The organism is Qipengyuania sp. (genome assembly GCF_048550555.1).
In the GTDB taxonomy this organism is placed as follows: domain Bacteria; phylum Pseudomonadota; class Alphaproteobacteria; order Sphingomonadales; family Sphingomonadaceae; genus Qipengyuania.
The window spans coordinates 79,202-96,866 of sequence record NZ_JBLYYF010000027.1 but is presented as its reverse complement, the minus strand read 5'-3'; the positions used below and the strand labels follow the sequence as shown (position 1 = coordinate 96,866).

Sequence of the window (17,665 nt, the reverse complement as noted above, 5' to 3'; positions counted from 1 at the left end):
GCGCAGAAAAACCGGGGACCCGAAAGGGAGGGAATTCGGCTGGTCTGATGGCGAGAAAGAGCGGGCGGAACCCTAGCGCACCCGCCCGATGTAGGAAATGTCGGAGATTGGGTCGCAGGTAGACTGTCGGCTTTCAGCATTCAGAATGCGAAAAGCTGCCCTTCGATGACCGACCCCACTAGCGGACTCAAAACGATGTGCTACTCTGACCCTGGAAGGTGGCGCTCGTGACCGTAGCCGTTGTAATCATATCTGCCGTATTTGCGCTTATATTAGCGGGATTGTCTATTCGCGCAAATGCTCGTTTTAGGAAAGAGCAGAGGTTGCCGATGCAATGGATGATAAGCCGGTCAGCGCCACTTTCCGAGACAGTTACCAAGTCTGCCCCCCGCGCTTTCGCTCTCGCTTTTATTCCGAGCCTCGGGATCTGTGCGCTCGTGCTGCTTTCGGTTGGCGCGATGACGCTTACACCGAGACCAGGCCAAGAAGGCATGCTGCTGCCGTCCGCCCTCATGCTAGGCGGTGTGTTCGTTGCGGCTCACGTTTTTTATCTCTGGCTGGTCGATAGAACGCTCGGCGGTGATGGTAACTAGTCACACCATCTTCGTCGCCAGTTGCAAATGTGCCGCGCCTGAAGCTGGTCAGGCGAAGGCGTGCAGCTGACCGGCAAAACGTGGGCCGTTTGCGGAATGTCCGGTCCTGACCAGAAAAATGCCCAATCCGGACATCCACGAGGGCATCAGGGACGGTCAAAGAAATCAACAGCGCCTGTATCGAGATCGTAGTGAGCCCCCACGACCTTAAGCTTGCCGCTTTCCTGCGGGTCGAGCAGCAGCGGATCGGTGGAAGTGCGCAACTGTTTGACCACACGCGAGACGTTGGCATGGATTGCATGGTCGAGCATATCGCCGTCGCGACCGCGCACTTCGAGAACGGCAGGTATGATCGGCTCAATCATGCGTCCGATACTGCCGGGGAACGTGGCGTTTTCATCCACCACAGCTTTGGCGGCCTTAACCGCACCGCAGGCTTCGTGTCCCATCACGACGATCAGGGGCACGCCCAGTTCGGCAACCGCATATTCTATTGAGCCCAGAGCCACCGTATCAACGGTGTTACCGGCGTTACGGATGATGAACAATTCGCCCAGACCACGGCCGAAGAGTATCTCCGGCGAGACGCGACTGTCGGAACAGGTGACATAAGCCGCGAACGGCGCCTGACCCTGGGCGATCTCCAGCCTGCGTTCCCGGCCAATCGGCGGGGCCGTCGGAACGTCATTGAGGAAATTCTGATTGCCTTCGATCAGCAGGTCCAGCGCCTCGTCAGGCGAGAGCGTGGTCTTGCCGTCGACGACGGGCGCCAAACGAACGGGCCTTGGCGATTGCGCTGCCGCAGCGCCAGTACCGGCAGTCAGGGCTCCTCCCACGGCGGCGGCGCCAGCCAGAACATTACGTCGAGACATCATGACAAACTCCTTTGGATCAAGCGTTGAGGATCAGAAAACTGAGATATGCGGCGTAGGCGGCGAGTAGGGCGAGCGCAGGTAGTCGGGTCACGCTGCGAAGGAACGCCAGCAACAGAATCCCGAGCGCACTCGCCAGCAGTAGTCCGATGTCCAGGGGCAAGAGATTTGCCGGAACAGCTCCGGGTGCCAGCAACATGGTTGCGCCGCCAATGCCGAGAATATTGTAGATGTTGGAACCGACGACATTGCCGAAGGCGACTTCGGCCTCTCCCTTGCGGGCTGCGACGATGGATGTGACCAGTTCGGGCAACGAGGTGCCGACTGCCACGATGGTCAGGCCGATCATGGTTTCAGTGAGCCCGGCGATACGCGCCAGCTCGATCGCGCCCGTGACCAGAAGTCTGCCACCGCCAATCAGCACAGCCAGACCGACAAGGGTTAGCAATGCCGGCCTGGTCCAGCCTCCGTTCTTCGCGTGTAAACCTGGGTCCGTCAGTTCCAGTGCCTGCCCACGGTCGTACGGGGCGTTGTGGATCATATCCGGCGCGACAAGGCGCTCCTCATGGTAGCACCAGGCGATATAGCAAAGGAGGCAGCTTATCAGGGCCACGCCAACGATTGCGTTGCCAAAGCCCGTGGCCACGAGCACCAGCAAGACAGCGCTTGCGCCGACCGCCACGCCGGGATCGCGCCAACGATTGGCGGACGAGATTGCTATTGGTGCAACCAGCGCAGCAGCACCAAGTATCAGCAGGCTGTTGGCAATGTTGGAGCCGACGATATTGCCCCAGGCAATGGCCGGCGATCCGGCCCATGCCGCTTCTACGCTCGTCACCAGCTCGGGCATCGAGGTGCCGAACCCGACAATGACGAGCCCGATTACCAGCGCGCTGACGCCCGCCTTTTCGGCGAGCCCCACCGCACCGCGCACCAGCAGCTCCCCGCCAATGACGAGGAGGACCAGCCCGGCAATGACCAGACAAATGGCCAGGATCATGATGCCATGCCCTCGTCATGTCGGGATGAAGAAATGCCCAGCACCGTCATTCCGAGTAGAGCCGAGACAAGGGAACCGCTCAGGACGCCCAATTTAACTGCGTCGGTCTGTCCCGGATCGACAAAGGCGAGCCCGCCTATGAACAGGCTCATCGTGAACCCGATACCCGCAAGGCAGGCAAGGCCAAAGATATGCCTCCAGCTCACGCCATCTGGCAGGGAAGCAAGCCCGGTTTTCGCAGCAAACCAGCAAGCGCCAAAGACGCCTACCTGCTTGCCGATTACAAGTCCCGCTGCAATGCCGAGCGACAAAGGCGCGAACAGAGCATCGAAGCCCGCACCGGCGAATGACACGCCAGCATTGGCAAAGGCAAAAACCGGCAGGATCAGGAATGCTACCCACGGGTGCAATGCATGTTCGAGCCGCTCCAGCGGGCGCTCATCGCCCGTCGCGATGGGGACGAACATAGCTGTGATGACACCGGCCAGCGTCGCGTGAACGCCCGATTTGAGTATGCAGATCCACATAAAGGCGCCGAACAGGAAATAGGGAATGGTCCGCGCTACACCCGCACGGTTGAACAGCAGCATCCCGACAGCCGGCACGATAGCGAGGCCGAGCGCCGCAAGGTTCATATTTTCGGTATAGAACAGCGCAATGATGGCGATGGCGCCAATATCGTCAATGATCGCTATGGCCAGCAGCAAGGCTTTCAGGGCCACTGGCACGCGCGAGCCCAACAGAGCCAACAGTCCGAGCGCAAAGGCGATGTCTGTCGCCGCAGGTATGGCCCAGCCACGGATGTTTTCCGGCGAACTGGTATTGAGCGAAACGAAAATGAGTGCGGGCACGATCATTCCGCCAAGCGCCGCATAGACCGGCAGCGAAGCTTGCTTCCAGCTTCGTAGCCGACCAGTCACGATCTCGCGCTTTACCTCGAGCCCGATGAGGAAGAAGAACAGCGCCATCAACCCGTCGTTGATCCACAGCAGCAAAGGCTTGTCGATCGAGATGAGGTTTCCGGCGCTGAACAGCACCGGCGTATCAAGCAGAGCCTTATAATGCGGGAGCAGCTGCGAATTGGCGATAGCCAGCGCGATTGCAGCGGCAAGGATCAAAACGATGCCGCCTGCGCTCTCGCTGGCTATGAACGCGCGCCGGCGTTCCTTGGGAGTGGGCTGGATCATGGGAATAGGTTGGCGACGATCCGGAAACGGGAAATTGGGAGGGGCGATCCGAACCGCCGCCTGGTCGCGCAGCTATGCGAAGCTTCGTCCGTAATAGTGACGCTGAAGTGCGGCGATCTTGTCCTTCAGGCGCAAACGAAGGCGCTTCATTGCCTTCACATCTTCTCGCGCCCCGGCTGACTTAGTGGTGTCAATCAAGCGATTCAGCGCGCGGTGCTCACGCATCAACTTGCGCAAATAGGGGATCATGATCTTCTCGTCGGCGGATGTCGTTGTCATCACTCGCTCCTTGATGGGGTGATGAGGATATGCGGAAGAGTTGCATCATAATCCAATTCGACTTTCTGCCACTTTTTGATAAGATATTCTAATGCCCACGTTGCGACAGATCGAGATTTTCGTGAAACTTGCCGAGATCGGCAATATGGGCGAAGCAGCCACGACGCTCGGCCTGACCCAGCCAGCCCTTAGCCAACAGCTGCGCTCACTCGAAGAGCGGCTTGAGCTGAGATTGTTCGAGCGCGTGCCGAGGGGGATGCAACTGACGCCCAGTGGTCGCGAGTTGCTGGTGCAGGCACGGGCGGTCTTGTCTTCCGCGCGCAATTTCCGCGATGCGGCCGATCAGCTTGCAGCCCGGCCTGCCGGGGCGATCAGGTTTGGAGTTACACCGACGCTCGGCCCCTATCTCATGCCGCGGGTCATCAAGATTCTGCACAAGCGTTATCCCGATCTGCGCCTTTTCATACGCGAAGGGATCCCCGTTCTGCAGCAGGCGGAACTGGCGGCAGGCGAGCTGGATATGCTTCTTTCTCCTACGCCCATTGACGGAAAGGGCCTTCATATCGAACCGTTGTTCCGCGAACCGCTGCGGATCATCGTACCGCCGGATGACCCGCTGCTGGGCATAAGGAGCTTGCAACGCAAGGATTTTGCCGGTCGCACATTCCTGACCCTCGATCATCGGCATCACTATCATCGCCAGTTGGCCAGCATCTGTGAGGATCTGGGAGCAACGATACTGGCCGATTATGAAGGCACCAGCCTTGATGCACTTCAGCAGATGGTGGGCTCAGGCGTGGGCCTTGCTCTCCTGCCCCAACTTTATGTCAGTTCGGAAGCTGGGGGGCTTGACGTCGTCCGGATCGCAGAGCCTGCAGGCTGGCAAACCCATCGCAGTATTGCTGCCGCCTGGCGCACAAGCGCCGCCTATGCTGACCTATACGCCGAAGTCGCCGACGTGATTGCTGGCGAAGGCCGACGCTAGGCGGACTGCCTGCAATCAGCCAGAGGTGGGCAAACGGAAACGGAAACCGGTCGGACCGCACCCAGAGGAGGTAGTTTGAAGGCTAATCGCCCGAGACGCGTCTCGCCCAGAAGCCCACACAGAGGCATCCAAAAGTCCGCTGTTCCATATGTAAGGCCGTCACCCGCCGTTCCAGACAGCGCGACATAACCGCCGCACTGCGATGATCATTTCGACGTCCGCTTATGTGAACCTACCCGGAGTTGTCGGCTGACTGAAATGGGGGCTCTTTGCGGACCGGCAGGTCTTGGAAGACCCTGAGCGAGACCGTAGCCGATCTGCCGGAGCCTCCCGTTTTCGGACCGGAGAACACCAGTAGCATGATTCAGGATACCGAAATCCCGGGCAGCAGGGCCCAGGCGACCGACGAGTGGGAAAACGAGGGCGGCTCGGTCAAGCCCACTGCGTCCTCCGCATTGCTCGAAGGGGGCACATCGGTGACCGTGACGCAATATCGGGTCGGCCCTTACACATACTCCAGCCTCGACGACGCGATGGCGGAGCACAGCCGTCGCCAGAAGAGATAACCGCCCCTCGCGCGGCTGGGTGGCCTGATAACGCGAGCAATTTTCATATCCTTCGCACGCGCCTCTTGTAATTTTTCTGCACGCTGTTATATGGAAATTGCCTAACGTCGTTTGCGACGGATTTTGATTGCCACACTCTGCGCATTGGCGCGGTAGCGGCACCACTTCCATTTCATCCTACCCGGCTCCGCATCGGAATTCGTCCGTGCGGATGATTTTTCGTACGCAAGGACGATTTGATTGGCGAAAGAAGAGCTCATTACGATGGAGGGCGCGATCGACGAGATCCTGCCCGACGGCCGTTTCGGCGTAACCCTCGACAATGAGCATCGCATCATCTGCTACACAGCAGGCAAGATGCGTCGCTATCGTATCCGATCGGTTGTTGGTGACCGCGTACACGTCGAAATGACGCCCTATGATCTGACCAAAGGCCGGATCGTCTTCCGCGAGCGAACGCCGGGGCCAACGCCCGCTGGCGCTCGCAAGCGCGGATACGGGCGCTGAGACTTCCAAGAAAAGGCGGCGGGGCCAACCTGCCGGAACACGACAATAATGAATGCAATGAACCTGCGCGATGCCTCGCGCCCCAAACTTTCGCTGCGCTATGGCGCAATCCATGCACCGCGCGCGGATCGGGAACGGGCCAGTGCCAGTCCCATACCCGCCACCGAGTTGCGACAGCTCGTCGCAACGATGATCGACTGAGCGACAGAGATAGACTTGCGGCCATGCATCAGCATCCCCGCTACAGCAGGAGAACGGGCATGGACCTGAACCAACAATATGCCGAGCACCAGCGGGCCCTCATGGGGGCCGATGATGCCGCGAACGATGACGACCGTTTCGCAAAGCTGGCGAAGGCATCGCACATCGCCGGACGGATCAGTGATTTCCAGCATGGGCTGGGTGCCGCCGCGGCCTGTGCCTGGAGCAAGACCCAATTGGCCAACTCGGCCCTGATCAGGGCGGGCGCCGAAGCCACGCGCTAGTCGGCGAGTAGCCCCGCCGACCACATCGGCTCTGGTCGAATTTCGCCGGAGCTGGAAGCCTGGCCGGGTTTTCGCGAACTGCAATACGCGGCACCACAATGGTCCATGACGGAGGCCATGCGCTTGATATCGCGGGTTAAGGCTCTTAGGTCTGCCGGTGTACCCAATCCGAAAGGGAGCCGGTCATCGAAGACATGCAGACCGATGATTCGCTCGCACCGCCCTCCGACCTGCCTTCGGACAAGTATCTCGCGGAGGTCTGGCGTCGCCAGCAGCAGATTCTCGGTCGCGTGGCGCTGGGCGGCGATCGCGAAGCCATACTATCCGACATCGTGCGCCTTGCCGAAGAGCAGACCGGTGACGGGATGCTGGCCTCGATCCTGCTGTTGTCCGAAGACGGGGTGCACCTCGAACTCGGCGCTGCCCCGAGCCTGTCGGACGAATACAATGCCGCGATCGACGGGATGGAAATAGGCGAGGGAGAGGGATCCTGCGGCACCGCCGCAGCAACCGGGCGTCCCGTCTTCGTCGAGGACATAGCGGCCGATCCGCTCTGGACCGACTTCCGCGAATTGGCCCTCTCCCACGATCTGGGCGCTTGCTGGTCGGTGCCGATCGTGGCCGGCGATGGCAGCATCCTCGGTACCTTCGCCAACTATTATCGCGAGCCGCGCCAGCCCTCGGACCTCGATCGTGACATCATCGAGGCGATAGCGCTTACGACGTCCATCGCTGTCGAGCGGATACGGCTGGAACGGATGCGCAATCGTGCCGAAGAAGCGGAGTCGCTGGTGCTGGAAGAACTGCAGCACCGTGTGAAGAACGCGTTTTCGCTGGCGCAAAGCCTCATCAACCTGAACGTGCCGGCGGCGCTGAGCGCGCGGGACCTGGCGGACAAGGTCAATGGCAAGCTCCGCGCGATTGCGTCTGCGCAGGATCTGATCATCGTGCGCAATGCGAGCGGCCGTTCGGACGAAATGACGTCGATCCGGACGCTGCTCGCAACAATTCTCGGACCTCTGGGATATGGCGACGCGGACAACCGGATAAGCCTGAAAGGGGAAGACCATACCGTCGATGCGCAGTCGCTTTCCGGCCTCGCCATGGTCTTTCACGAACTCGCCACCAATGCGACCAAATACGGGGCGCTGAAGGATGCCGGAGGCACCGTCTCGATCGACTGGACGGCCACTTCCGAAGGGCTTGAGATCGCATGGGCCGAGAGCGGAGGGCCCTCGGCCACGGCTCCCGAGATCCAGAATTTCGGCTCCCGGCTTGTCGCCTCGACGATCCGCCAGCTCGGTGCGGCGATCGATTACGATTGGCGAGCCGATGGCCTGCGAGTGAAGATCATCCTGCCGCCCACATCGCTGGCCGGATAGGACGCGCTATCTCGCGGTCGGATTACCCCAGTATTTCCTGTATCGCGACGTGGATGGTGGCGGGTACATAGGGTTTCGGGAAAAACCTCGAACCTACCGGCAATCTGTCCTCACCGAGCGCCGTCTTGCCGGACGTGACGATGATGCCGATCTCCGGCCGTGTCTGAGACACCTCGTGCGCCAACATGACGCCGTCAGGGTCGCCCGGCATATCGATATCGGTGAAGAGAATGTGGACCGCATCGGCATTCGTGAGCGCTTCGAGCGCCTCGCGACCGGAGGATGCCTCGATGATGATATAACCAAGTGCGGTGAGTTGATCGACGACATCCATGCGGATCAGTATCTCGTCCTCGACGACGAGTACGACGGCATTGGCACAATGCATCGGGACGTAATCCTTTTGGGAAAGCCCCTCCGCCTTGTGGAACGACACCCCCTCGAACGCCGGCTGCGCCGTTAGGTTCCGGAATTGCTCGCCTGGATCCGATCGTGTGCCCGGGCCGCAGCCAGAAATCGCAATACAGGCTTCGAGCCATCCGGCTCGCGATGGCCCTGCGGAAGGGCGAACCGCAGGGCGGCGCTCCGCGTTCGTAGTGCCAATCTCGACCACAGGCTTCCGTCCCGCTTTAGGGACGGACGCCTGGCCGCAACGATGTCCGCGGCGACTGATCGAGCTGAAGCCCGGCCTGTGGCTAACCCGCCCGCAATTCCTCGGCGAGCAGTTCGAAATCATCCCGTCGCGGCGAGTTCTTGCGCCAGATCAGCGCGATTTCGCGGGTGGCGGTCTTGCTCTTGAGCGGGCGGGCGACGACTTCGGTGCCGTCGAGGATGCCCGCATCGACGGCCATCTTGGGCAGCATGGTCAGGCCGAGGTCGTTGTCGACCATCTGCACCAGCGTGTGCAGGCTGGTGCCGATCATCGTCGCGCTGGCGCGCAGTTCGGGGCGGTTGCAGGCGGCGAGCGCATGGTCCTTGAGGCAGTGCCCGTCCTCGAGCAGCAGCAGCCGGCCCTCGTCGATCATGCTCGGCGGGACCAGGTCGGGCGGGTCGCGCGGATCGTCCTTGGGGAAGGCGACATAGAGCTCGTCGTCGGCGATATGCGCCTTCTCGACCTCGCCGGTGGCGAAGGGCAGGGCGAGCAGCACGCAGTCGACGCGACCGTGCTGAAGCGATTCGACCGCGTCGTGGCTGGTCTCTTCGCGCAGGAAGAGCTCGAGTTCGGGCCGCTCCTTGCGCAGCCGCGGCAGGAAGCGCGGGATCATGAAGGGCGCGATCGTCGGGATGACGCTCATCCGCAGCTGGCCGGCGAGAGGCTTGCCCGCGGCCTGGACCAGATCGGCCAGTTCCTCCGCCTCGCGCAGGATGCGATGCGCCTTCTCGACCACCTGGTTGCCCAGCGCGGTGAAGCGGACCACGCGGCGGCTGCGTTCGACCAGCGTCACGCCGAGCAGCGATTCGAGCTCGCGAATCCCCGCCGACAGCGTCGATTGCGAGACGAAGCTCGCCTCCGCCGCGCGGCCGAAATGGCCGTGCTCGTGCAGCGCGACGAGATATTGCAACTGCTTGAGCGTGGGGAGGTAAGTGCTCACGCGGGGCCTATTCCGCCGCCTGCGCTTCGACCATGCCGGCGTGAAGATCGTCGACATGGGTCATCAGCAGGCGCCCGTCCTTGACCGCGAAGGCGAGCCGCCCCTCGACCAGTTCGAGTGCATCCTTGCCGAAGACGTCGTAGCGCCAGCCTTCGAGGATCTTGAGGTCGCGCACGCCTGCGGCGAGCGCTTCCATCTCGTCGGCCTTGGTCAGCAGCCGCGCGGCGACGTCGATTTCGCGCGCGCGGATCTTGAGCAGCAGCTTGAGCAGGTCGGCGACCAGCGCGCCTTCCTTGCCCAGCGGCGCGCCGCGCTGCGGCTTGTCGGGCATTTCGTCCTTGGGCAGCGGCTCGGCCTTCTCGAGCACCTTCATCAGCCGCTTGCCGATATCGTTGTCCTTCCAGGCATTCGACAGGCCGCGCACCTTGGCGAGGTCGGGCTGCTTCTTGGGCGGGTGGCTGGCGATGTCGGCCAGCGTCTCGTCGCGCATGATGCGGCCGCGCGGGATGTTCTTGTGCTGCGCCTCGCTCTCGCGCCAGGCGGCGAGCGCCTTCAGGCGCCCGAGCACCGCGGGATTGCGCCCCGGCGAGCGGATCCGCTGCCACGCGCTGCCGGCGTCGTTGGCGTAATTGTCCGGGTCGGCGAGCTTGTCCATCTCGGCATCGAGCCAGGCACCGCGGCCGGTCTTGATCAGCTTCTTGAGGATGCGCGGGAAGATATCGGCGAGGTGGGTGACGTCGCCTATGGCATATTCAATCTGTCGCTCGGTCAGCGGGCGGCGGCTCCAGTCGGTGAAGCGCGCGCCCTTGTCGATCGTCAGGCCGAGCCAGCTTTCGACCAGATTTGCATAGCCGATCTGTTCCGACTGGCTGATCGCCATCATCGCGATCTGCGTGTCGAAAATTGGGTGCGGCGTCTTGCCGGTGAAATTGTAGACGATCTCGACATCCTGCCCGCCCGCGTGGAAGACCTTGAGCACCTCCTCATTGTCGCACAGCAGGTCCCACAGCGGCTTGAGGTCGATGCCGTCCGCCAGCGGATCGATCGCCGCGGCTTCCTCCTCATTGCCGATCTGCACCAGGCAGAGTTCGGGCCAATAGGTGTTCTCGCGCATGAATTCGGTGTCGACGCAGACGAATTCGCTCTGGGCCAGCCGCTCGCACAGTTCCGCCAGCGGTTCGGTCTCGGTAATCAGCTCATGTATTTTCATCGTATCTTTTCATTTCTGTCGGGCGGAGTACCGCCCACGGGCCGGCGAGGCCCCAGTTCAACCGGGCGCGAGTGAACTTGACAAAAGTCCGTCCGTGCCCTGTTAGCGCGCGCGATTCCTGCTAGAGGAGCGCGACGCTCGCGCCCCTAGCGCCATAGCTCCGAAAATGGAAAGATTTTAGATGCACGCCTATCGTACCCACACCTGCGCACAGCTGACCAAGGAAAACGTCGGCGAAACCGTTCGCCTGTCGGGCTGGGTGCACAACAAGCGCGACCACGGGGGCGTGCTGTTCGTCGATTTGCGCGACCACTACGGGATCACGCAGATCGTCGCCGACGAGGACAGCGCGGCGCTGCCGATCCTCGACAAGATCAAACTGGAATCGGTCGTCACCATCGACGGCGTGGTCAAGGCGCGCGCCGATGTGGCGGTGAACACAAACCTGCCCACCGGCGAGATCGAGGTCTTCGCGCGCGAAGTCAGCGTCCAGAGCCGTGCCGAAGAGCTGCCGCTGATCGTCAATTCGGCCGAGGACTATCCCGAGGAAACTCGTCTCAAGTACCGTTTCGTCGACCTGCGCCGCGAGCGCGTGCACGCCAACATCATGCTCCGCAACAAGGTCATCACCTCGCTGCGCCGCCGGATGATCGACCAGGGTTTCAGCGAATTCCAGACGCCGATCCTCGGTGCCTCGAGCCCCGAAGGCGCGCGCGACTACCTCGTTCCCAGCCGCCTCCACCCGGGCCGTTTCTACGCGCTTCCGCAGGCGCCGCAGATGTTCAAGCAGCTGCTCATGGTGGCGGGTTTCGACCGCTATTTCCAGATCGCGCCCTGCTTCCGCGACGAAGACCTGCGCGCCGACCGCAGCCCCGAATTCTACCAGCTCGATTTCGAGATGAGCTTCGTCACGCAGGAAGACGTCTTCCAGGCGATCGAGCCCGTGCTCGCGGGCGTGTTCGAGGAGTTCTCGGGCGGCAAGACCGTCACTCCCGCAGGCGAGTTCCCGCGCATTCCCTATGCCGAGTCGATGCTGAAATACGGCACCGACAAGCCCGACCTGCGCAACCCGCTGATCATCAGCGACGTGACCGAGCATTTCACCAGCTCCGGCTTCGGTCTGTTCGAGAAGATCGTCGGTTCGGGCGGCCGCGTGCGCGTGGTCCCGGCGCCGGACACGCATGAGAAGAGCCGCAAGTTCTTCGACGAGATGAACGATTGGGCGCGCCGCGAAGGCTTCGCCGGGCTCGGCTACGTCACCCGCAAGGGCGGCGAATTCGGCGGCCCGATCGCCAAGAACCACGGTACCGAGGGCATGGAAAAGCTCTATGCCGAGCTGGGGCTGGGCGAGAACGATGGCCTGTTCTTCGCCGCGGGCAAGGAAAAGGACGCCGCCAAGCTGGCCGGCGCCGCGCGCACCCGGGTGGCGGAGGAACTGGGCCTGATCGAGGAAGGCTGCTTCAAGTTCTGCTGGATCGTCGATTTCCCGATGTTCGAATACGACGAAGAGCTCAAGAAGGTCGATTTCAGCCACAACCCCTTCTCCATGCCGCAGGGCGAGATGGAAGCGCTCGAAACGCAGGACCCGCTCGACATCAAGGCCTGGCAGTACGACATCGTCTGCAACGGCTACGAGTTGTCGAGCGGCGCGATCCGGAACCACCGCCCGGACATCATGTACAAGGCCTTCGAGATCGCCGGCTACAGCCAGGCCGATGTCGACGAGAACTTCAGCGGCATGATCGAGGCATTCAAGCTCGGCGCCCCGCCGCACGGCGGTTCGGCTCCGGGGATCGACCGCATCGTGATGCTGCTGGCCGACGAGCCCAACATCCGCGAGGTGATCGCGTTCCCGCTCAACCAGAAGGCGCAGGACCTGATGATGGGCGCACCCAGCCTCGTCAGCCCGCGCCAGTTGCGCGACGTCCACATCCGCATGGTCGAGGCGCCCAAGCCCGAGGCGAGCTGACAGATTTGCGCATGACAGCGCCGAGCCGGTGATCTAGCTTGCCCCGCTCAGGGGAGGATCATGCGCAAATATCAGATTATGCTTGCGGCAGCGCCCGCGTTGCTTTGTCCGACACTCGTGTCGGCCGAAGTGCTCGACGTGGACGCTGTCTACGCGGCGCGCGATCCGGCCGCCGTAGAGATCGAGGAAATCACGGTCGAGCGGTTCGGCGGCGATATGGGCGAACTGCTGGCGATCGCGATCACCGATCGGCTGGAAGAAGTCCGGCTGGATTCGCGACCTTATTTCACGGTGAAATCCGGATCGCCCGGCGGAAATACCTACAACATCTACGGCGCTGCGGGAGCTCCCGCCGCCGAGCCGACACCCAAGGCGGCCACACTGCGCGGCACCGCCAGCGAACAGCGTTCGGATACGCGCGACGGAGAGAAGAAGGTCACCCGCTGCCTGAAGCGTGACGACCGGAAGAAATGCATCGAGGAAACGGTGGATGTCTTCGCGTGCCGCAAGCTGACCGTCACGCTCCAGCCGGTGTTGCGGCTGATCGCCCGCGAGGGCGGAACGCTCTACGCCGCCGAGGACACGCTGCTGCGTTCGCAGCGCTATTGCGCCGACGAGCGAGGCAAACCATCCGCGACCGACATGACCCAATCGCTGGTCGACGAATTCGCCGGCCGCGTGCGCCTCGATCTCGCGCCCGAATATCGTCACGAGGAAGTGCGGATCATGGAAAGCCGCAAGGGATTGAGCAAAGCCGATTCCGGGGCGTTCAAGGATGCCGTCCGGCTCACGAAATCCGATCAGGAGGCTGCCTGCGCGCGTTTCGCCGAAATGCTCGCCGTCTATCCCGAACACTCCTCGGTGGCCTTCAATGCGGGTCTGTGCGCCGAGCGCGAAGGCCGGCTCGAGGATGCCGCGGGCCTCTACGGCCGCGTGATGGCGACGTCCGAGGGGCGCGACTATGCGCGTGCGGGGCTCGACCGTGTGGACAGCCAGATCGAGGCGGAACGTCAGCTGGAACGGCGTTATGCCGCCGGGAGAAGCTAGGCACCGGTCCACCGCGTCGGCCGCTTTGCCGCGCCACCCTCTTGCGCTGTGCCCCTGCGTTCATTAGGGCGACAGGCAATTCACAAACCCCCAAATCTGAGAGGGACAAAAATGAGCGATACTGCCGACCGCGTGCAGAAGATTGTCGTCGAGCACCTCGGCGTCGAGGCCGACAAGGTCACCCAGGAAGCCAGCTTCATCGACGACCTCGGTGCGGACAGCCTCGACATCGTCGAACTGGTGATGGCCTTCGAAGAGGAATTCGGTGTCGAAATCCCCGACGATGCGGCCGAGAAGATCACCACCGTGGGCGATGCGACGAAGTATATCGAAGAGCACAAGGGCTAAGGCCCACGCTTTTCGAATCCCGCCCATCATGCGGGACCGGACAGGCCCGACCCGATAGCGGGCCGGGCCTGTTGTCTTTTTGCGGAGATTTACATGCGTCGTGTGGTCGTTACCGGACTTGGCCTCGTCACCCCCCTTGGTGGTGATGTCGAAACAACGTGGACAAACCTGATCGCGGGCAAGAGCGGGGCGGGGCCGATCACCCGTTTCGACACTACCGGGCAGAAATGCACCATCGCCTGCGAGGTGAAGCCCAAGGACCACGAATTCGGCTTCGACCCCGACAAGCGCGTCGACCACAAGGTTCAGCGGCAGGTCGATCCCTTCATCGTCTACGGCATCGACGCCGCCGGCCAGGCGCTCGAAGACGCCGGGCTCGTCGACATGGACGACGACCTCAAGCAGCGCACCGGCGTTTCGATCGGTTCGGGCATCGGCGGCCTGCCGGGGATCGAGAGCGAGAGCATCGTGCTCCACGAACGCGGTCCTGGCCGCGTCTCGCCGCACTTCGTCCACGGCCGGCTGATCAACCTGATCAGCGGCCAGGTCTCGATCAAATACGGCCTCATGGGCCCCAATCACGCGGTGGTGACCGCCTGTTCGACCGGCGCGCACTCGATCGGCGACGCGGCGCGCATGATCAAGGACGGCGACGCCGACGTCATGCTGGCGGGCGGCGCGGAATCAACTATCAACCCGCTCGGCGTGGCCGGCTTCGCGCAGGCCCGCGCGCTCAACATGAGCATGAACGATCGCCCGACCGAGGCGAGCCGCCCCTACGACAAGGATCGCGACGGCTTCGTCATGGGCGAGGGCGCGGGCGTGGTGGTGCTCGAGGAATACGAGCATGCCAAGGCGCGCGGCGCGAAGATCTATGCCGAGGTGGTCGGTTACGGCCTCTCGGGCGACGCCTACCACGTCACTGCCCCGCATCCCGAGGGCAAGGGCGCCGAACTCGCCATGAAGATGGCGCTGCGCAAGGCCGGCATGGAAACGAGCGACATCGACTATGTCAACGCCCACGGCACTTCGACCATGGCCGACACGATCGAGCTCGGCGCGGTCAAGCGCGTGCTCGGCGACGATCTCGGCGGCGCGTCGATGAGCTCGACCAAATCGGCGATCGGCCACCTGCTCGGCGGCGCCGGCGCGGTCGAGGCGATTTTCTGCATCCTCGCGATTCGCGACCAGATCGTCCCGCCCACGCTCAACCTCGACAATCCCGACGAGGGCACCGAGGGTGTCGACCTGGTCCCGCACCAGGCGAAGAAGCGCGAGGTCAAAGCCGCGCTCAACAACAGCTTCGGCTTCGGCGGCACCAATGCATCGCTGATCGTCAAGAAGGTCGACTGAGGTGAAAAAGGCCGGCTGCCTGCTGGCAGGCGTGCTGTCGCTGGTCCTGGCGATCGGCGCGATCTGGTTCCTCTCGGGCTGGTGGGGTGGCGCCAATGTCGAGGAGGACACCAATTTCATCGTCCCCTCGGGTGCGAGCCTGACCACAGTGGCCGAAAAGCTCTCCGACGAGGGCCTGATCGGCGATGCCGACGGCTTCCTGCTGCGTGCCAAGATCTTCAGCTCGTCCGACCCGATCATGGCGGGCGAGTTCCTGCTGCCCGCCGGTGCCAGCAATGCAACCATTCTCGACACCTTCCAGCATGGCGAGGTGATCCGCCGCTTCGTCACCATTCCCGAAGGCATGCCCTCGATCATGGTGCACGAGCGGCTGATGGCGGAAGAGAATTTGACCGGCGAAATCCCCGTGCCGGTCGAAGGCTCGGTGCTGCCCGATACCTATGATTTCGAGCGCGGCGAGGCGCGCAGCGCCGTGCTCGCGCGAATGCAGGCGGCGATGCAGAACTATCTCGCCGAAGCCTGGCCCAAGCGCGCGAAGGGCATCGCGGTCGACAATGTGAAGGACGCGGTGATCCTCGCCTCGATCGTCGAGAAGGAGACCGGCAAGCCGAGCGAACGGCGCATGGTCGCCGGGCTCTACTCGAACAGGGTCAAGGACGGCATGCTGCTGCAGGCCGACCCGACGATCATCTATCCGATCACCAGGGGCAAGCCGCTCGGGCGCCGCATCAAGCAATCCGAGATCGCGGCGATCAACGACTACAACACCTATACCATGGTCGGGCTGCCCAAGGGGCCGATCACCAATCCGGGGCGCGAGGCGATCGCGGCGGTGCTCAACCCGGCCAAGACCAGCGCGCGCTATATGGTCGCCGACGGCAGTGGTGGTCACGCCTTTGCCGAGACGCTCGACGAGCATAATCGCAACGTCGCCAAATGGTTCGAAATCCGTCGCCAGCGCGGGGAAATGTGAGCGGGGACGGCGATGCCCCGCTGATCGTCACCGCGCAATTGCCGCGCGACCTCCACGCCCGTTTCACCGCGCTGCGCAGCGCGCATTTCCCGCCCGAGCGCAACTATCTCGACGCGCATGTCACGCTGTTCCATGCCTTGCCCGCCCAATGCGAGGATGAGGCGTCGAGCTATCTCACGCGGCTTGCCGGCGAATTCGCGCCCGTTGCCGGGCATGTCGAAGGGATCATGTCGCTCGGCCGCGGCACGGCGGTGAAACTGTCCAGCCCCGCCATGCTCGCCCTGCGCGACATGATCGCCGATCATTTCCTCGGCATGCTGACCCAGCAGGACCAGCATCGTCCCCGCCTCCACGTGACCCTGCAGAACAAGGTCAGCGGGAAGGAGGCCAGGGCGCTCCAGGCGGAACTGGCCGGCACGATTGCGGCGCGTCCCTTCGCGTTTCGCGGCCTGGCGTTGCATCGCTATCGTGGCGGACCATGGGAGATGATAAAGGAATTTGCATTTCGCGGGCGGGGCGCGGCATAAGGAACCCCTGATACAGGGGGGATCGGATATGTCCGGAGTTGCCAGTATCCTGGCCTATGGAGCCGCGCTTCTGGCCGTCGTCGCGATGGCCGCCACGACGATCAGGCAGCTGCGCTATGCGATGCTGGTCGCCGGGCTGGGCTTGCTCGGACATTTCGCGCTGACCGGGCAGGTCGGCTGGACGGTGGTCGCTTTCGTCTTCGTCGCCGTCAATACAGTGCAGATCTCGGTCCTCCGTCGCCGGGCGCGGCGCGGTGCCATGCTGGAAGAGGAAACCGGCCTGTTCGAGCGCCTGCTCGGCATCGAGGATCCCGGGCGCCAGGAGCATTTGCGCGATCTCATGACATGGCGCGATGTCGAGGAGGGCGAGGTGCTGATGCGCCAGCACCAGCTCGATCCACCGCTGATCTATGTCGCGCGTGGAGGGGTGCATGTCGAATGCGACGGCCGGATCGTCGGGACCTGCGGGCCGGAGGAATTTCTCGGCGAGATGAGCCTGGTGTCGGGCCAGACCGCCTCGGCCACCGTGATCGTCGCCCAGCGGTCGCGGGTGGCCACCTTCGATCGCGACGCGCTGGCGCATTATGCGCGAGCGGTGCCCGAGGTCGATACCGCGCTGACGCACGCGCTCAATCGCGGTCTCGCGGCGAAGGTCAGGCGGATGAACGAGGCGGCCGCGCAGGGCTTCGCAGAAAACGCGAGCGAGGCGTAAATGCGCGGTTGACCGCGTGCCCCGGCCACCCTAAATGCGCCGCCTGCCGAGCGGCCATCTGCCCCGGCATGCCTCTTT

At 63.0% G+C, this 17,665-nt stretch carries 20 protein-coding genes; 13 read left to right on the top strand and 7 right to left on the bottom strand.

Translation table 11 applies throughout. The features are described from left to right. Positions 1-739 precede the first annotated feature (739 nt). From ACN4E0_RS06675 to ACN4E0_RS06660, 4 genes are all read right to left on the bottom strand, one after another. On the bottom strand, positions 740-1,468 hold the full coding sequence (locus ACN4E0_RS06675; protein WP_419566735.1) for a carbonic anhydrase: 729 nt from the start codon (positions 1,466-1,468) through the stop codon (positions 740-742). Between the two features lie 16 nt (positions 1,469-1,484). Next, positions 1,485-2,465, bottom strand: coding sequence for a calcium/sodium antiporter (locus tag ACN4E0_RS06670; protein WP_419566734.1), 981 nt, complete (start codon positions 2,463-2,465; stop codon positions 1,485-1,487). Beyond that, positions 2,462-3,652: a Na+/H+ antiporter NhaA gene (gene nhaA / locus ACN4E0_RS06665; protein WP_419566733.1), complete on the bottom strand. Its 1,191-nt coding sequence runs from the start codon at positions 3,650-3,652 to the stop codon at positions 2,462-2,464. Before nhaA ends, ACN4E0_RS06670 begins: the two co-directional genes overlap by 4 nt. 72 nt (positions 3,653-3,724) lie before the next feature. Next, positions 3,725-3,931: a YdcH family protein gene (locus ACN4E0_RS06660; protein WP_370032386.1), complete on the bottom strand. Its 207-nt coding sequence runs from the start codon at positions 3,929-3,931 to the stop codon at positions 3,725-3,727. Positions 3,932-4,022: 91 nt separating this feature from the next. Between ACN4E0_RS06660 and ACN4E0_RS06655 the strand changes: the two genes are divergently transcribed. The 6 genes from ACN4E0_RS06655 to ACN4E0_RS06630 all read left to right on the top strand — a co-directional run bounded on the left by ACN4E0_RS06655 (position 4,023) and on the right by ACN4E0_RS06630 (position 7,856). Next, a complete protein-coding gene (locus tag ACN4E0_RS06655) occupies positions 4,023-4,916 on the top strand; it encodes a hydrogen peroxide-inducible genes activator (RefSeq protein ID WP_419566732.1) in 894 nt (297 codons plus the stop codon). Positions 4,917-5,275: 359 nt separating this feature from the next. Next, positions 5,276-5,482, top strand: a complete 207-nt coding sequence (locus ACN4E0_RS06650) for a hypothetical protein (protein WP_419566731.1) — start codon at positions 5,276-5,278, stop codon at positions 5,480-5,482. A 240-nt stretch (positions 5,483-5,722) separates the two neighbouring features. Further along, entirely contained in the window at positions 5,723-5,989 is a 267-nt protein-coding gene (gene infA / locus ACN4E0_RS06645; protein WP_419566730.1) for a translation initiation factor IF-1, read from the top strand. 57 nt (positions 5,990-6,046) lie between these two features. Continuing rightward, positions 6,047-6,190 carry a hypothetical protein gene (locus tag ACN4E0_RS06640; protein WP_419566729.1) on the top strand — a complete coding sequence of 48 codons (144 nt, stop codon included), beginning with the start codon at positions 6,047-6,049 and terminating at the stop codon, positions 6,188-6,190. Positions 6,191-6,249: 59 nt separating this feature from the next. Beyond that, positions 6,250-6,474 (top strand): hypothetical protein, encoded by a 225-nt coding sequence (locus tag ACN4E0_RS06635; RefSeq protein WP_419566728.1) that lies wholly within the window; start codon positions 6,250-6,252, stop codon positions 6,472-6,474. 194 nt (positions 6,475-6,668) lie between these two features. Then, positions 6,669-7,856 carry a sensor histidine kinase gene (locus ACN4E0_RS06630; protein ID WP_419566727.1) on the top strand — a complete coding sequence of 396 codons (1,188 nt, stop codon included), beginning with the start codon at positions 6,669-6,671 and terminating at the stop codon, positions 7,854-7,856. 22 nt (positions 7,857-7,878) lie between these two features. Here the strand turns inward: ACN4E0_RS06630 and ACN4E0_RS06625 are convergent, their stop codons facing one another. From ACN4E0_RS06625 to rnd, 3 genes are all read right to left on the bottom strand, one after another. Further along, a complete protein-coding gene (locus tag ACN4E0_RS06625; protein WP_419566726.1) occupies positions 7,879-8,292 on the bottom strand; it encodes a response regulator in 414 nt (137 codons plus the stop codon). Positions 8,293-8,551: 259 nt separating this feature from the next. Then, positions 8,552-9,448: a LysR substrate-binding domain-containing protein gene (locus ACN4E0_RS06620; protein ID WP_419566725.1), complete on the bottom strand. Its 897-nt coding sequence runs from the start codon at positions 9,446-9,448 to the stop codon at positions 8,552-8,554. A 7-nt stretch (positions 9,449-9,455) separates the two neighbouring features. Next, positions 9,456-10,658 carry a ribonuclease D gene (gene rnd, locus ACN4E0_RS06615; RefSeq protein ID WP_419566724.1) on the bottom strand — a complete coding sequence of 401 codons (1,203 nt, stop codon included), beginning with the start codon at positions 10,656-10,658 and terminating at the stop codon, positions 9,456-9,458. A 181-nt stretch (positions 10,659-10,839) separates the two neighbouring features. Here rnd and aspS point away from each other — a divergent pair, with 181 nt between their 5' ends. The 7 genes from aspS to ACN4E0_RS06580 all read left to right on the top strand — a co-directional run bounded on the left by aspS (position 10,840) and on the right by ACN4E0_RS06580 (position 17,587). Beyond that, a complete protein-coding gene (gene aspS / locus ACN4E0_RS06610) occupies positions 10,840-12,627 on the top strand; it encodes an aspartate--tRNA ligase (protein WP_419566722.1) in 1,788 nt (595 codons plus the stop codon). A 117-nt stretch (positions 12,628-12,744) separates the two neighbouring features. Further along, positions 12,745-13,674 carry a hypothetical protein gene (locus tag ACN4E0_RS06605; RefSeq protein WP_419566721.1) on the top strand — a complete coding sequence of 310 codons (930 nt, stop codon included), beginning with the start codon at positions 12,745-12,747 and terminating at the stop codon, positions 13,672-13,674. 111 nt (positions 13,675-13,785) lie between these two features. Continuing rightward, a complete protein-coding gene (locus tag ACN4E0_RS06600) occupies positions 13,786-14,022 on the top strand; it encodes an acyl carrier protein (protein WP_006834437.1) in 237 nt (78 codons plus the stop codon). Between the two features lie 93 nt (positions 14,023-14,115). Next, on the top strand, positions 14,116-15,375 hold the full coding sequence (fabF, locus tag ACN4E0_RS06595; RefSeq protein WP_419566720.1) for a beta-ketoacyl-ACP synthase II: 1,260 nt from the start codon (positions 14,116-14,118) through the stop codon (positions 15,373-15,375). Position 15,376: 1 nt separating this feature from the next. Then, complete coding sequence (gene mltG, locus ACN4E0_RS06590; RefSeq protein ID WP_419566718.1) at positions 15,377-16,348, top strand: endolytic transglycosylase MltG; 972 nt, start codon at positions 15,377-15,379, stop codon at positions 16,346-16,348. Next, on the top strand, positions 16,345-16,875 hold the full coding sequence (locus ACN4E0_RS06585; protein WP_419566717.1) for a 2'-5' RNA ligase family protein: 531 nt from the start codon (positions 16,345-16,347) through the stop codon (positions 16,873-16,875). Before mltG ends, ACN4E0_RS06585 begins: the two co-directional genes overlap by 4 nt. 28 nt (positions 16,876-16,903) lie before the next feature. Further along, a complete protein-coding gene (locus tag ACN4E0_RS06580; protein WP_419566716.1) occupies positions 16,904-17,587 on the top strand; it encodes a Crp/Fnr family transcriptional regulator in 684 nt (227 codons plus the stop codon). Positions 17,588-17,665 lie beyond the last annotated feature (78 nt).